General features: G+C 45.0%; 9 protein-coding genes and 1 pseudogene. 2 read left to right on the forward strand and 8 right to left on the reverse strand.

Features of this window, described 5'->3' with window-relative positions:
• Nucleotides 1-421, forward strand: a pseudogene (locus tag V5804_RS11900) (hypothetical protein); the annotation flags it as partial.
• Between the two features lie 104 nt (nt 422-525).
• Here V5804_RS11900 and V5804_RS11905 read toward each other — a convergent pair.
• From V5804_RS11905 to V5804_RS11930, 6 genes are all read right to left on the reverse strand, one after another.
• On the reverse strand, nt 526-1,770 hold the full coding sequence (locus V5804_RS11905) for a PQQ-dependent sugar dehydrogenase (RefSeq protein ID WP_369591611.1): 1,245 nt from the start codon (nt 1,768-1,770) through the stop codon (nt 526-528).
• A 94-nt stretch (nt 1,771-1,864) separates the two neighbouring features.
• On the reverse strand, nt 1,865-2,719 hold the full coding sequence (locus V5804_RS11910; RefSeq protein ID WP_369591612.1) for an oxidoreductase: 855 nt from the start codon (nt 2,717-2,719) through the stop codon (nt 1,865-1,867).
• 119 nt (nt 2,720-2,838) lie between these two features.
• On the reverse strand, nt 2,839-3,477 hold the full coding sequence (locus V5804_RS11915; protein ID WP_369591613.1) for a zeta toxin family protein: 639 nt from the start codon (nt 3,475-3,477) through the stop codon (nt 2,839-2,841).
• Entirely contained in the window at nt 3,478-3,729 is a 252-nt protein-coding gene (locus V5804_RS11920; RefSeq protein WP_369591614.1) for a hypothetical protein, read from the reverse strand. It abuts the gene before it with no gap.
• Between the two features lie 243 nt (nt 3,730-3,972).
• Nucleotides 3,973-4,374, reverse strand: coding sequence for a hypothetical protein (locus V5804_RS11925; RefSeq protein WP_369591615.1), 402 nt, complete (start codon nt 4,372-4,374; stop codon nt 3,973-3,975).
• 86 nt (nt 4,375-4,460) lie between these two features.
• Complete coding sequence (locus tag V5804_RS11930; RefSeq protein ID WP_369591616.1) at nt 4,461-9,077, reverse strand: PA14 domain-containing protein; 4,617 nt, start codon at nt 9,075-9,077, stop codon at nt 4,461-4,463.
• A gap of 490 nt (nt 9,078-9,567) precedes the next feature.
• Between V5804_RS11930 and V5804_RS11935 the strand changes: the two genes are divergently transcribed.
• The gene (locus V5804_RS11935) at nt 9,568-10,023 is read left to right on the forward strand and encodes a hypothetical protein (protein ID WP_369591617.1); all 456 of its coding nucleotides are present in this window, start codon (nt 9,568-9,570) and stop codon (nt 10,021-10,023) included.
• Nucleotides 10,024-10,401: 378 nt separating this feature from the next.
• On the opposite strand, the gene V5804_RS11940 is transcribed toward V5804_RS11935, so the two are convergent.
• Together V5804_RS11940 and V5804_RS11945 are read right to left on the reverse strand one after the other, a co-directional pair.
• The gene (locus V5804_RS11940; protein ID WP_369591618.1) at nt 10,402-11,706 is read right to left on the reverse strand and encodes an MFS transporter; all 1,305 of its coding nucleotides are present in this window, start codon (nt 11,704-11,706) and stop codon (nt 10,402-10,404) included.
• A gap of 99 nt (nt 11,707-11,805) precedes the next feature.
• Complete coding sequence (locus tag V5804_RS11945; RefSeq protein ID WP_369591619.1) at nt 11,806-13,647, reverse strand: glycoside hydrolase family 13 protein; 1,842 nt, start codon at nt 13,645-13,647, stop codon at nt 11,806-11,808.
• Nucleotides 13,648-13,661 lie beyond the last annotated feature (14 nt).

Genomic DNA, 13,661 nt, shown 5'->3' on the forward strand with positions numbered 1-13,661 from the left:
AAACCAGGACGGGACGCTAAAGCAACTGATCTCGCCCAGAAAAGGCTATTTCGATAGCGAACTGACCGAATGTGGGCCGCCTGCTTTGTTGACGGACAAAGGGGTCATCTTGTTTTACAATGGTAAAAACAAAGCCGGAGACGACGGCGACAAGCGTTTCAATGCAAATTCTTATTGCGCCGGCCAGGCTTTGTTTGATAAAAACGATCCTGCAAAACCATTGGCACGTTTAGATGTGCCGTTTTTACGCCCGATGGAGGCATTTGAAAAAAGCGGCCAATATGTAAACGGCACTGTGTTTATCGAAGGCATGGCCTACTTTCAAAAAAAGTGGTTTTTATATTATGGCTGCGCCGATTCGCGTGTTGCCGTTGCCGTTTATGATCCGGCCCACCCGGCCCCGCCCGACCCTATAAATTAAGCAGTGAAAATAATTATAGAAGCGGGAACCAAAGGTAAAACCCTTCACTGATTTTTACCCGATAAAAACAGCATCGTTCATTCCTGATACTATTTTTACCCCTGTTATTTCTTCCCGATCCGGTATAATTTTCCGCCATCGGTTACGGCATAAAGCGCACCGTCTTTTCCTTCGGCCAAAGCCCGAAAGCGTTCGTTTTTATCGGCCAGCAGCCTTTCTTCGCCCACCACTTTATTGTCTTTGATGACCAACCTGGCAATATGCGAGCCGCCCAATGCGCCCAGAAACAGGTTGCCTTTCCACTCCCCAATTACATCGCTGTTATAAAATGTACTCCCAGACGGCGAAATGCTGGGGTCCCAATAATAAACGGGCTGTTCTATGCCGGGTTTTTGTTGGATGCCTTCGCCCACTTTATCACCGCTGTATTCGATTCCGTAAGTAACCACCGGCCAGCCGTAATTTTTTCCGGCACGGATAATATTGATCTCATCGCCGCCGCGCGGGCCAAATTCATCTTCCCACAGTTCGCCAGTTTCAGTGTTCATCACCATGCCTTCGGGGTTGCGCAAACCGTAAGCAAAAATTTCGGGAAGCGCATTTGGCGTATTGGCAAAAGGCCCGTTGGCAACAGGTTTTCCTTCGGGGGTTAAATGCAAAACTTTACCGATAGCAGCCGATAAATCCTGCGCTTTTACACGAATATCGTTTGAGCCGCGTTCGCCCGTACTTACAAACAGATTGCCCTGTTTGTCAAATACAATGCGCGAACCGTATTGCAGCGAACCATTGTAAGCAGGGTTTGCCCGGTAAATTACCTGAATATTTTCCACCTTGCTTTCATCGGCCGATAGTTTTCCTTTGGCAACGGCCAACAGCGAACCACCGGAAGTTTTTTCAGCATAATCCCAAAAGATAATTCTGTTTGTGGCAAAATTTGGGTCGAGGTTTACATCCAGCAAACCGCCCTGCCCTTCGGCCAAAACGGCTGGCAAGTTGGTTATTTTTTTATCCGGCTTGCCATCGGCTGTCAGGATCAGCATAGTCCCTGCTTTTTGTGTGATCAGAAAACGTCCGTCCGGCAACACACGGATTGCCCAGGGCTGCTGCAGATCGCTATTGATTACAGATACCGACAGAGCTGTTTTGGTTTTTACGCCTGGCGCGCGTGTTTGCCCGGCAAAAGCAGGTTTGTAATCGCTGTTTGGGCTTTTCGTTTCCACCGGCGCACTGGTTTTGCTGGTGTCCAACGGGTTATCGGCCAAATTGCCGGTACTGTTTTTACAGGCACAAATTGATGCCAGCAAGGTAAATCCGGCCAGTAAGGCTTGAGTTTTGATGTTTATCATGATGAAAATATTAGGCTTTAAAATAAAGATATCGAACCTAAAATTACGAAAAATTTTGACTGGCGAAGTTGTATTGCCACAACAAAACTTGCATTTATCTTTCCGATTCCGGGAAATCCGCGCCCAGCGTTACGTCTTTCCAGGCTTCAAAGTTCGCTTTTAGCAAATCAATTTTTTCCATGGCCATACGGTAGGCCGGCTCGCCCAGCAACAACCGCAGAGGTGTATTCTCCGCTTCTACCGCTTTGATGATCGCTTCGCAGCCACGCACCGGGTCGCCTTGTTGTTTGCCGCTTCCGTTTTGGCTTGCTTCCATCCGCTTGCCAACCGTACTTTCGTAATCCTCAATTTCAACCGGCGTGCGCGAAGTGGAACGGCCCGCCCAATCGGTACGGAAAGGGCCAGGCTCCACAATCAACACCTTGATGCCCAATGGCTCTACTTCCTGCGCCAAAGATTCCGACAAGCCTTCGACCGCAAATTTCGTGGCATGATAAAAACCGGTTGCCATAAAAGCACGCAGCCCGCCGATAGAAGAAAAATTGACGATATGCCCTTTCCGGTTTTTGCGCATTCCCGGCAAAACAGCTTGCGTCATGCTGATCAAACCAAAAACATTGGTTTCAAACTGCGCCCTGATTTTTTCTTCCTCGCCTTCTTCCACACTGCTGAAATAACCGTAACCGGCATTGTTCACCAGCACATCAATCTTGCCAAAAGTTTCTTCGGCTTGTGCCACGGCGGCCAAAACCTGCGCTTTATCGTTCACATCCAGCGGCAAAACCAGTGTGGCGTTTTCATGTCCTTCGGCAATGTCTTTTATCTGGTCTGTTTTTCTCGCCGTAATTACCACATTCCAGCCTCGGGCCAAAACTAGCCTGGCCAATTCCCTGCCAAAACCGGTAGAGCAACCGGTGATAAACCAAACCTGGCTATTTGTTCTTTCCATAATCTTATTTTTTGCTGCGCTAATTTTGAACGCTTTTGTATAACAGGAAATGGCTGGCGGTGTTCGGTAATTTTTTTGTGGAATGATTTTATGCCGGTAAAAACAGCATCGGTTTGTTGTTATTGCATAGGAATGAACAATTGTACAATTGATGGAAGATAATCAGTAAACCACGAAGGAAGTTCATTGTACGGTGCGTGAAATTTTACCTGATGCGCAATAGTTTTAAACAAAATTTTGTGAGTAATTTCTGAGGTGTCTACAATGGTTAGATCATCAATCAAGATATGATGTGTATTTAATTTTTGCAGATTACCATAAAAGTTATTAAAAAGTGTTTGCGGATCAACATAGTGGCCGCCTTCTGTAACACGCTCTGTAACCCGGAACTGAGATAACTCCGGATTATTCAATCCAAAGAAAATTAGATGGATGCTATAATCTGCTCTTTTAAATTTCCTTGGCTTTTCCCAGGTTTCATTGTTTGTAAAATGTCCTTCATATGCAAAATCTTCCCTATTGACCAATGCAGCTTCGGTTTGTTGTTCAAATAGTTCAACCACATAATCAAGCGCTTCCCGACGTGCGTATTTAGGAGAACGTATTATATTTGGAAACAACTCGCTAAGTTTCCGTATGTAAATAAGGTCTCCGTCAAAAACGGGATAATTGCCATAGATTGTTTTTGGAAGATATTCAGGGCCAACTGTAGATTTTCCGGCACCGTTGGAACCTGTAATAATATACAAACCGGGCATTTATAACAGGTTAAGTCTGCTTCTGATAATGTCCACTTGGCCTTTGGTAAGTTCACGAACGAGATGGAATGATTTTAAATCAGGGCTCATCGTTACAACTTTAATTGAGCGGTCGGGATACTCCAGGTAACTTTGGTTTTTAGGCAATTCGCTCGACCAGATTAAAAAAGGTTTCCCGCTTTCAAGCTTTTTCTTTCGCAGCCGCCTTACAACAGTGCTGCCGATTGCATTTAACTCTTCAATAGTAACCATCACTAACGGTATTTGTATTCAAATATAACAAATACCGGGTCAGTTTTCAAGCTTTTGACCTGCTGTATAAATATTACGATCCTAATTGAAGTAATAATGTTCAACCGCCAGCAAATTCCCTGCTTTACAGATTCCATATAAAACACTTTTTAAAACTTGGCAAACAGGTTAATTGCTTTTTTATTTTAAAGTAGAAATTGATGGCGCAACACCAATGCTTCTTTTACCACACAAAATTCTGCTTTACCTGGCCGAAAGCCATTTCTCCTGCTCGTCAATCTGCACCCCGATTTCTTGGATCTGCGAATCGTGCAGCCACTGGCCTTTTTCGCAAACCCAGCCCAATCCGGTTTTGTTAAGCGTTAAACCAATCAAAACCTGGCTGCCTTTAAACTGGTAAGTCTGATGGTTTTGGGTACTTACCGTTCCGTAAATGCGGCCTAACGTTGGACTGGTAAAATAAACTTCCATGCTGTTGGTTTTTGTAGGTCTGTTGCATTTTCGATACCAAAAATCAGTAAATCCGGCAGGCATTGCTGCTTTATGGCCGAATGCTTCTTTTACCGTACTATTTTTAGTGTTGGCTTTTGAAATTCCTTTTGCTGAGAAAGCTTCAAACCAAAACCTGTAGAAATACTTGCCCATTTATTTTCTCAGGTTGAGGAATTCGGAACCGAGGAAATGCTTCTTTTACAGCCTAAAATTTATGCCATAAAAGAAGCATCACGCATTTATTTCACCACCATAATTTTTTTGGTGAGCGTGTTTTTTCCGCTGGTTAAACGAAGCATGTATGTCCCGCTTTTTAGCGATTGCGCATCTAAACTGATTTCTGTATCAACATTTCCTACTGTTACGCCGGTAAATATTTTTCGGATAAACTGCCCTTTAATATCATACAAAACAACATCGGTCTGGCCGCTTTCCTTCAACATAAAACTAACACTGGCCTGTTGTGCAACCGGGTTTGGATAAACAAACAAACCGGTTTTTGCCGCAGATAAAGGTTCGGTGATGCTGATGGCCGCTGGCGAAGCAACGCTGTTAAAGCTTGCAGCCATGGCAGATGTGCTTAATTGATCGGCAACAAAAGGCGAAAGGTATTTTCCCGGCAACGGCGATTCGACCGTTCCGTTTGGCAGTTGCCATTGCACGGCCAAATTATCGCCGCCGCCGCCTTGTTTCTGGATGGCTTCGATGTAATATTTTTTACCAGCTTTTAAAGGTATTGCTGCCGATTGCTGCGAAGGGAACTTGATCCACTCGCGGCTATTGGTCCAGCTTAACAAATTGGCAATGCGCACTTTATTGGCCGGGTTGTCATCGGTAGAAATGTACAATTCGGCGGCATCGTCTCCGGCAATCCAAAACGTATAATTACCGTCTGCCGGTGCGCAAATGTAGCCGCGGATGCGTGAAGCATAATTACCGCCGATGTTTGTAGGGCCTTCAAAAGCCGTTAACTGAGAAGTTGAGGTTGGCAAAGTTTGCTGCGGAAAATCGGAAATGTTGTTTCCGGGAACATTGTCCCATTCTTCGCGCAAAATTGTTCCGGTCGCCTGGCACGATGTTGCTGCCGGCATCACCGTAAAACTTTGCGTTACTGTTTTTGCGGCATTAAAAGAAGCATTGCTAGTTTGGTTTGCCGCGATGGTTACAGCACCGGCGCCTGTAAGGGTAACGGTGTTTCCGGAGAGGGTGGCCGGGCCGGAAACCACGCTGAAACTAACCGGCAAACCCGAAGAACTCGAAGCAGAAAGCGTAAAAGGGGCATCGCCAACGGTTTTGTTGGCCAGTGCCGCAAAGGCGATGGTTTGATCGGTGGCGGTTGGAACGTAAGGCGCAATGTGGTTTCCGGCGATTGGCGTTTCCATTGATCCGTCGGGCTGCTGCCATTGCACGGATAAATTATCGCCGCCGCTGCCTTCTTTTTGCAAAGCTTCCACGTAATATTTCTGACCGGCCTGCAAGTTAATTTGTGCCGATTTTTGCGAAGGGTATTTTCCCCACTCGCGGAAATTCGTCCAACCGTCCACATTCGCAATGGGTACTTTATTGGCCGGGTTTTGATCGGTAGAAAGCCAAAGTTCGCCCGCATCATCGGTAGCCAGCCAAAAAGTATAAGTGCCGGTTTGCGAAGGGCAAATGTAACCGCGGATGCGCGAGCCGTAGTTATCGGCCACATTTACAGGGCCTTCAAAAGAAGTGATTTGAGCGGAAGACGTTGGTTTAACCTGAAGCGGAATATCAGCAATTCCGGTTCCGCCCACGTTGTCCCATTCTTCGCGCAGCATCGTTCCGGTTCCAACGGCTGCAATGGTTTTTGTGATATCAATGTAGGGCGAAAGATGGCTTCCGGCAATCGGCGTTTCCATCGTTGCATCCGGCAATTGCCATTGCACGGATAGGTTATCGCCGCCGCCGCCTTCTTTTTGCAAGGCTTCCACATAATATTTTTGCCCGGCCTGCAAGGTTATTTGTGCCGATTTTTGGGAAGGGTATTTGCCCCACTCGCGGAAATTTGTCCAACCATCCACGTTTGCAATCCGCACTTTGTTGGTTACAGTACTATCTGTTGAAAGCCAAAGTTCGCCTGCATCATCGGTAGCCAGCCAAAAAGTGTAACTTCCCGTTTGCGGTGCGCAAATATAGCCGCGGATACGCGAACCGTAATTATCAGCCGCATTTAAAGGGCCTTCAAAAGCCGTTAACTGGCTGGTAAAAGTTGGTTTGGTTTGAAGCGGGATGTTTGAAATGCTTGTTCCGCCCACGTTGTCCCATTCTTCGCGCAAAATTGTACCTGTTGCGGTACAAGTTGCATTTGTAACAGGAGCGTTGTTGGCTACCGTTGTTGCGGCCACATCCGTAACCAAAACCAGGGAAGAAAAAGGGTTCAGTTTAACCGTGCCCGTGTAGCTTTTGCCTGCTGCATCAAAACTTTGCGTACCAGTGGCATAGCTTTGGGCAGAACTGGTTGTGTTACCCAGAAAGCTGATGTACTGATCGGGATTGGCCGCCGTCGTTTCCACCTGTTCCAGTTTGATGTTGTCCAAATAAACCGGTGAGGTTTGCTCTGGCACATCAAAAACAATACTGGCGTTGCTTTCAGTTACTGTTGTGGTAAACAAAAATTCTTTTTCTGCCCGTGTACTGGTAATGCTGGCCGCTTTCCTTACCGAAAGATCAGCGTAGTTACCTGTACTTTGGCGTAGGTAAGTGGTGATGGCTTTGTTGGTATTGCCGCCAATCATGCTAAATTTTAAACGGTATTGTTTGCCGCCGGTAACCGCGCCGATACCAATAATCACCGAACCGTAATTGCTGCTGTTTGTTGCAGAAGAGAAAGTTACTTTAAGTGCGCCGCCATCCAATGTGCCGTTGTCCCAGCCAGTTTGTACATTATTTGCCGAGGCATAAGCATATAACCCACCAACATTACTATCAAAAGTGCCGTTGGCGAATTGATTGGCCGCATCTACTTTGTTTACCACATAAGTTGGCACCGTGTGCGAAGATTTTGTTGAATTGGCATCTTTCCCATACAAAGCTTTCCAGCTTTCTAAACTCAACAGGTTATAACTGTACGTGCCGTTTACCTGCTGCAACACGCCGATAACCAGGTCATTGTCTTGCGGGCGGTAGTAATTGTTCTGGTCAAAAGTGCCGAAGTTGGCAATATCGTTGTCTTTCGTTTTGTATTCTGCCGAAAGCTGGGAGGCAAGTTTGGCAAAAAGCACGTTGCCGGTAACCGTACAATTGTAAATGGGTTTATCGGCAGCTACATTATCATGCTCCATATACAACTGCGTGGCATTATTGTAAAGTGTGTTTTGCTTGATGGAAATATCATGCGCATTGTGGATGTAAACGCCATAAGTAGCACAGTTGGCCACCGTGTTGGATGAAATTTCAACCTGCCCGGCGTTGTCATCTATATAAATCCCGTGGGAAAAACGTTTGTTTGGCCCGTCTGTACCGCCGGGCGCACCTACTCCGTTTAGCACAGTATTTCCGGTGATTACCCGATTTGAATTAGTGGGTGCGTTGCTGCCGTTGTTCCAGGTATAAATGCCGCCGCCGTCATCTTTGGTCAAGGTAAAATTGGTGATGACGTTGTTTTTGATGGTAACATTATTGCCGCTGAAATTGAGCGGAATATAACCGGTGCTGTCTATCACATTGTTGGTAACCTGGTTGTTGTCGCCGCTGATGGTTATGGCTTCGTACGTACCGTCGCCGCCCTCGCCCATCCCGGCAAAAGTTCCCGTGTTTTTGATCTGGTTGTTCCTTAAAACTGCGTTTGTACAATTGTTCAGGCTGAGCGCGTTGTTCCCCGTATGGGAGATGATGGTATTTTCCACAGTCAGGCCGCTCGAGTTGTTTACTTCAATGCCGTTTTTCCCCGAAAACAAAACACTGCAATTGCTTAAGCGAATGCTTTGAGAAGCGTTGACCGACAGCGCACTTGCCGTAGCGCCGGTAAAATTCAGGCTATCAAACGTAACATTGTTTTGGTTCGATAGCTGCACTAAAATTTCTGTCACGCCTGCCTTAATTTGATAATTGCCGGGATTTGCGCCGCCCGTAAAAATACCGAATTTCTGGGCGTCGGGCTGGTAATACCATTCGCCCAAAGTATCTAAGGTTGAAGGATGGTTTTGAATAAAATAACCGTAGCCCTGCGCCGCGCCATAACCGGATTGCGACGAATAGTTGATGGTGTTTCCCGCTTGGGAACTGATTGGGTTTCGGTCAATCACCCAACGTGTTTTGCGGATCACGATCTGGCCGCCCGTCCAGTTTTGCGCAGAAAGTTTGCTGTCTGTAATCGAACTGCTGCCGTTATAATTTTGGTAATACAAATAGCCCTGGTTTGCCGCCGATGCGTTTGGATAGCGGCCCACTGCCCTGGCTGCACCGTTCATGGTTACCGTGTTTAGGTAAGAAAGCCCGGCCGGAACGGTAGTTTCCCAAACCCCATTGCCTTTTTGCTGCCAGTTGGAAAGCTGTACAAAACCTGTCAGTTCCGGCAAAGCTCCGTCTCCATAAGCGCCAAAAACAATCGGGTTGCCGGCAGAACCGGACACGGTTACCGTTAGCGTTCCCGAAAACACATCGCCCCGCTTAAACAACACCTGGTCTCCTGCTTGTAAGCTGCCCATGATGGCATTTACTTTTGCCACCGTTTTCCAAGGTGTAGATAAATTTTTTGCGTCAACCAAGGAACGATTATCATCTCCCTGTGTAGAAGAAACATAATAAATGGCAGCGTAAAGCGGCGAATTTATGCTAGATAAAAACAGTATGAAGCATGCGGACAGGGAAAATCGGAAGTAAAAACGGTTCATATAAACAATTATGGTTTGGCAAATAATTTGAAACAAATTTTCAGTTAGTTATTTCCTGTACGGCAAAAAAAATGTCGGGTTTCAAAAAACCAGAACCTTTTGAACCAAAAACCATTTGAAAATTAGCAGTTTAAATTCTTTTTTAATCTTTACGGCCATTATCCTTTAATTAATTTCTTTATCAGAAAAAAACCTGGAAAATTACGGGATAAAATTGAAACGTTTAGCCAGGTTGGGAAACAAAACTTTGATTTTTACCCGATAAAAGAAGTATTTGATAAACCTGCAGGTTTCATTATAAAAAAGCTTTTTGTTTGTAGGCTGAAAGCTTTTGAATTGTTTTTTTGAAGATACAACTTTCAAGCAACACAATTTCCTGCTTTGATGGACCTGCCTCAGCAAAAAAATGCAGGTAAAAACAGTATCGAATATTTTAAAAATTGGTTGGCTTGAAAACTAAACATAACTACTTTAGCAAAAACCCTAAATTATGAAAACAAAAATTTTGTATTTCCTTCTGGCCTCCGGCCTGCTTGTTTCTTTTTCTTTTGATAACCTAAAACCTCCGGCAATCCAATTAAAAGGGACCTGGCAATTGGTATCCGCAACTACGATTGCCAAAGGGAAAAGCGTAACGACGGATTACCGCAAAAACGAGCGGATGATCAAGATCATCAACGATACGCATTTTGCTTTTTTAAAGCATTCCCTTCATACAAAAAAAGATTCTTCCAACCATTTTGATGCTGGCGGCGGCGGTTATACGCTGAAAGGGAACCAATACACCGAGCATTTGGAGTATTATGCCGACAAAAACTGGGAAGGCAAAACCTTTCATTTCACCGTTAGCCTTAAAAATGACACCTTAATTCAAAAAGGCGTTGAAAAATTGGAAAAAGAAAATATTGACCGGGTGATTATTGAAAAATATATTCGTTTAAAATAAATTTTTGCAGGCATTAAAAACAGAGTTTGATTAAGTTCCGGTTTAAATTTTGTTCAATATATTTTCCATGCTTCTTTTACCACATAAAAATCAGTGGCTCATTGTGCTTTTTGTATCGGAACGGTTTTCAAAAACAAAATTTATAGGCATAAAAATAAAGGACACACCCCTTGCCCCTCTCGAGAGGGGAACCTGCAAACGACGCCTTTCCAAACGTTAAAAAGGTAGCAAACTTTACTTCCCCTCTCGAGAGGGGTTAGGGGTGTGTCCTTTAATAAACCTTTGTGAATGAACGATATAATGAATAATAAATATTTAAACAACTTTTATGCTTAACTTATTTCCGATACTTCTTTTACCACCTAAAAATTACTTTCATCACTGCTCGGGCTCAAAGTTGATGTCTTTTTCATCATGGATAAACAGAACGCAAACTGCGGCGCAAAACATAAAGATACCTGCCAAAACGATGGCATAAATGGCCTGATCATCAAAAAGATGTTTTACGATCAGCCCGCCAAACAAACCGTTGATAATTTGTGGTAGCGTGATGAAGAAATTAAAAATCCCCATGTAAACGCCCATTTTTTGGGCAGGGATCGAGCCTGATAAAATAGCATAAGGCATGGCCAAAATACTGCCCCAAGCCAAGCCTATGCCAACCATAGAAACAAGCAGCAGTTTGGGGTCGTGGATAAAAAAGATAGATATTAAACCAGCACCGCCTGCAATCAACGAGAAGGCATGAGTTATTTTTCGGCTGGTCAAGCGTGCAATTGCTGGCAGAAACAGCGCATAAATTGCCGAAACACCATTGTAAACCCCAAACAATATGCCCACCCAGTTGCCTGCATCTGCAAATTTAATGGATGAAGTATCGTTTGGCGCTACGTGATAAATATGTTGCGCAATGGCAGGTGCCGAAAAAACCCACATCGAAAACAAAGCAAACCAGGAAAAAAACTGAACCAGGCCAAGCTGGCGCATGGTGGAAGGCATGTTTGCAAAATCCTTAAAAATGCTTAACAAGCCGCCGGATTCTAATTTGGGTTCATTGGCATGGAAAGCAGCATATTCTTCAGGAGGATATTCTTTGGTGGTAAAAATCGTCCACAAAAGGCTGCCGATCAATACAACCGCACCGGTATAAAAAGAAAAAAGCACATTGTTTGGGATATGGTTTTGATCGGCTGTTTTAGAAATGCCCAGGTATTCAGAAAAAATATAAGGCAGCCACGAACCCATAACCGCGCCGATACCAATCAAAAAAGTTTGTACCGAGAAGCCCAAACCGCGCTGGCTGTCCGGCAAATTATCGGCAATTAAAGCGCGGAAAGGTTCCATCGCCACGTTGAAAGAAGCGTCCATAATCATCAGCATTCCGGCGCCAACCAAAATCGGCGGTAAAATAAATGCCATAAAAGAAGCATTGGGCAAAAAGATCAAAGCTGCCGCGGCCAGCAGCCCGCCGGTTAAAAAGTAGGGTTTGCGCCGGCCTAAGCTCGTCCAGGTTTTGTCGCTGTAATGCCCGATAATGGGCTGAACGATCATGCCGGTTAAAGGTGCGGCCAGCCAGAAAAGCGATAAATGCTCTACATCGGCGCCAAAGGTTTGCAAAATGCGCGAAGCATTGCCGTTTTGCAGGGCAAAGCCAAACTGGATGCCCAGGAAGCCGAAGTTCATGTTCAATATCTGCCAAAAGGTTAATCTTGGCCGTTGTAAAACTGTTTTCATAAAATATAGATCATTGATGGTTTAGGTTATTTTTGGGGGGACGAAGGCTCATTTCAGTTCCAGCAACGTTACCGATTGGGCTGGCAAATCGAATTTGCTGATCGAGTTTAACTGCTCGCCGGTCATCACATTTAAAGCTTTGGTAAAACCATTTGTGCGTTCTGCAAAACGGTTGGTTGTAATTGTTTCCGTTTTATCGCTGCTGTTGTAGGCAACCATCACTGTTTTTTGGCCGTCGTACCTAAAATACACGTAGATATTTCCCTGCGGGATGTATTGCATCAGCTTTCCGGTTTGCAGTGCCGTGGTGTTTTTCCGGTAATTGGCCAGTTTTCTGACGTAATTAAAAGCTTCGTTTTCTTTTTCGGTACGGCCTGAAGCAGCAAATTTATTTACTTTATCGCCTGGCCAGCCTCCCGGAAAATCCAAACGCACCAAACCATCCGGATTGGAATAGTTTTTCATCAAAATTTCATCACCATAATACATTTGCGGGATGCCGCGCACAGTGAGCAACAACGTCATCCCGGCTTTGTACTTGTTAAAATCTTCGCCAACAACAGAGTAAAAACGGCTCATATCATGGTTATCCAAAAAAACCACGTTTCGGTTTGCATCCTGGTACATAAAATCCTGCGCCAGAACGGAGTACAAGCGGTTCACGCCGTCCGTCCAACCAGGCTTTCCGTTCAATGCTTCGTTTATCGCCTCTTTTATTTGCCCGTCGGTAATGCCCGGTAAATGCGTATCGAAACCACGGTTCACGGTATTTCCCTGTGTAAAATAAGCCTGGTTGGCTACTGACCAGACCAAAGTTTCACCGTAAATAGAAAAGTTAGGAAACTCAGCCTTTACTTTTTTTGCCCAATCGGCCATGTAGGCAGCATCGTTGTAAGGATACGTGTCCAACCGAAAACCATCCAAACCGGCATATTCTATCCACCAGATGTTGCTTTGGGTGAGGTAGTTTTGCACGTAAGGATTGTTTTCGTTCAGGTCGGCCATGCGGATATCAAACCAGCCATCCAACATGGTTTTTTTATCGGTAAAAGAAGCATGCGGGTCCATCACCGCCGCATCGCGAAAATTGGAATTGGTGTATTTTGGCCATTGGTGAACCCAGCTTTTCATCGGCATGTCCCGGATCAGCCAGGATTCTGTGCCGATGTGGTTATGTACCAAATCTTTGATCACTTTTAAACCCATTGCGTGGCACTTTTCCACGTAAGCTTTGTACAGTTCGTTTGTGCCGAAACGCGGGTCAATTTTGTAATAATCGGTAACGGCATAACCGTGGTAAGAAGCGTGCGGTTCATCGTTTTCGATTTCCGGCGTCATCCAAACTGCCGTTACGCCCAAATCCTTCAGATAATCCAAATGGTTCATCAAACCCTGGATATCGCCGCCGTGCCGACTGAAAATAGAATCGCGGTGCAAAACAGTTTCCTGCATAGTTTTAACCACATCGTTGGTTGGATCGCCGTTGGAGAAACGGTCAGGCATCAGCAAATAAATCAAATCTTTGCTGGTAATGCCTTGTGCCCGGTTGGCCGAAAGGTTTCGGGCTTTCAGTTCATATTTGAATTGCAAGTCAGGTTTGCCGGAAGCAGAAAAAATGATTGGGAAACTGCCGGCTTTGGTTGCCGGTGCAATTTCGAGATCTAGAAATAAATAGTTCGGGTTTTCCACTTTATTAACCCGCACCAACTTTACTCCCGGATAGTTCAGTTTTACATTTCGGGCTGCAATGTTATCGCCATGCACCAACAGTTGTAGTTTTGGGTTCTTCATTCCAACCCACCAAAAAGCCGGGTCAACCCTCGAAATTTCTGCCGCTTTTACCTGTATTGCAACTAATAAAAGCGTGATAAAAAATATAATTTTTTTCATGTTGAGCCGAGCCG

The organism is Mucilaginibacter sp., from assembly GCF_041088075.1.
Classification (GTDB): domain Bacteria; phylum Bacteroidota; class Bacteroidia; order Sphingobacteriales; family Sphingobacteriaceae; genus Mucilaginibacter_A.

Bases quoted from the DNA above. Each gene is read 5' to 3' on its own strand.
- V5804_RS11940 (WP_369591618.1), bottom strand. From the start codon at position 11,706: ATGAACTTCGGCTTCCTGGGCATCCAGTTTGGCTTTGCCCTGCAAAAC.
- V5804_RS11925 (WP_369591615.1), bottom strand. From the start codon at position 4,374: ATGGGCAAGTATTTCTACAGGTTTTGGTTTGAAGCTTTCTCAGCAAAA.
- V5804_RS11930 (WP_369591616.1), bottom strand. From the start codon at position 9,077: ATGAACCGTTTTTACTTCCGATTTTCCCTGTCCGCATGCTTCATACTG.
- V5804_RS11920 (WP_369591614.1), bottom strand. From the start codon at position 3,729: ATGGTTACTATTGAAGAGTTAAATGCAATCGGCAGCACTGTTGTAAGG.
- V5804_RS11905 (WP_369591611.1), bottom strand. From the start codon at position 1,770: ATGATAAACATCAAAACTCAAGCCTTACTGGCCGGATTTACCTTGCTG.
- V5804_RS11945 (WP_369591619.1), bottom strand. From the start codon at position 13,647: ATGAAAAAAATTATATTTTTTATCACGCTTTTATTAGTTGCAATACAG.
- V5804_RS11915 (WP_369591613.1), bottom strand. From the start codon at position 3,477: ATGCCCGGTTTGTATATTATTACAGGTTCCAACGGTGCCGGAAAATCT.
- V5804_RS11910 (WP_369591612.1), bottom strand. From the start codon at position 2,719: ATGGAAAGAACAAATAGCCAGGTTTGGTTTATCACCGGTTGCTCTACC.
- V5804_RS11935 (WP_369591617.1), top strand. From the start codon at position 9,568: ATGAAAACAAAAATTTTGTATTTCCTTCTGGCCTCCGGCCTGCTTGTT.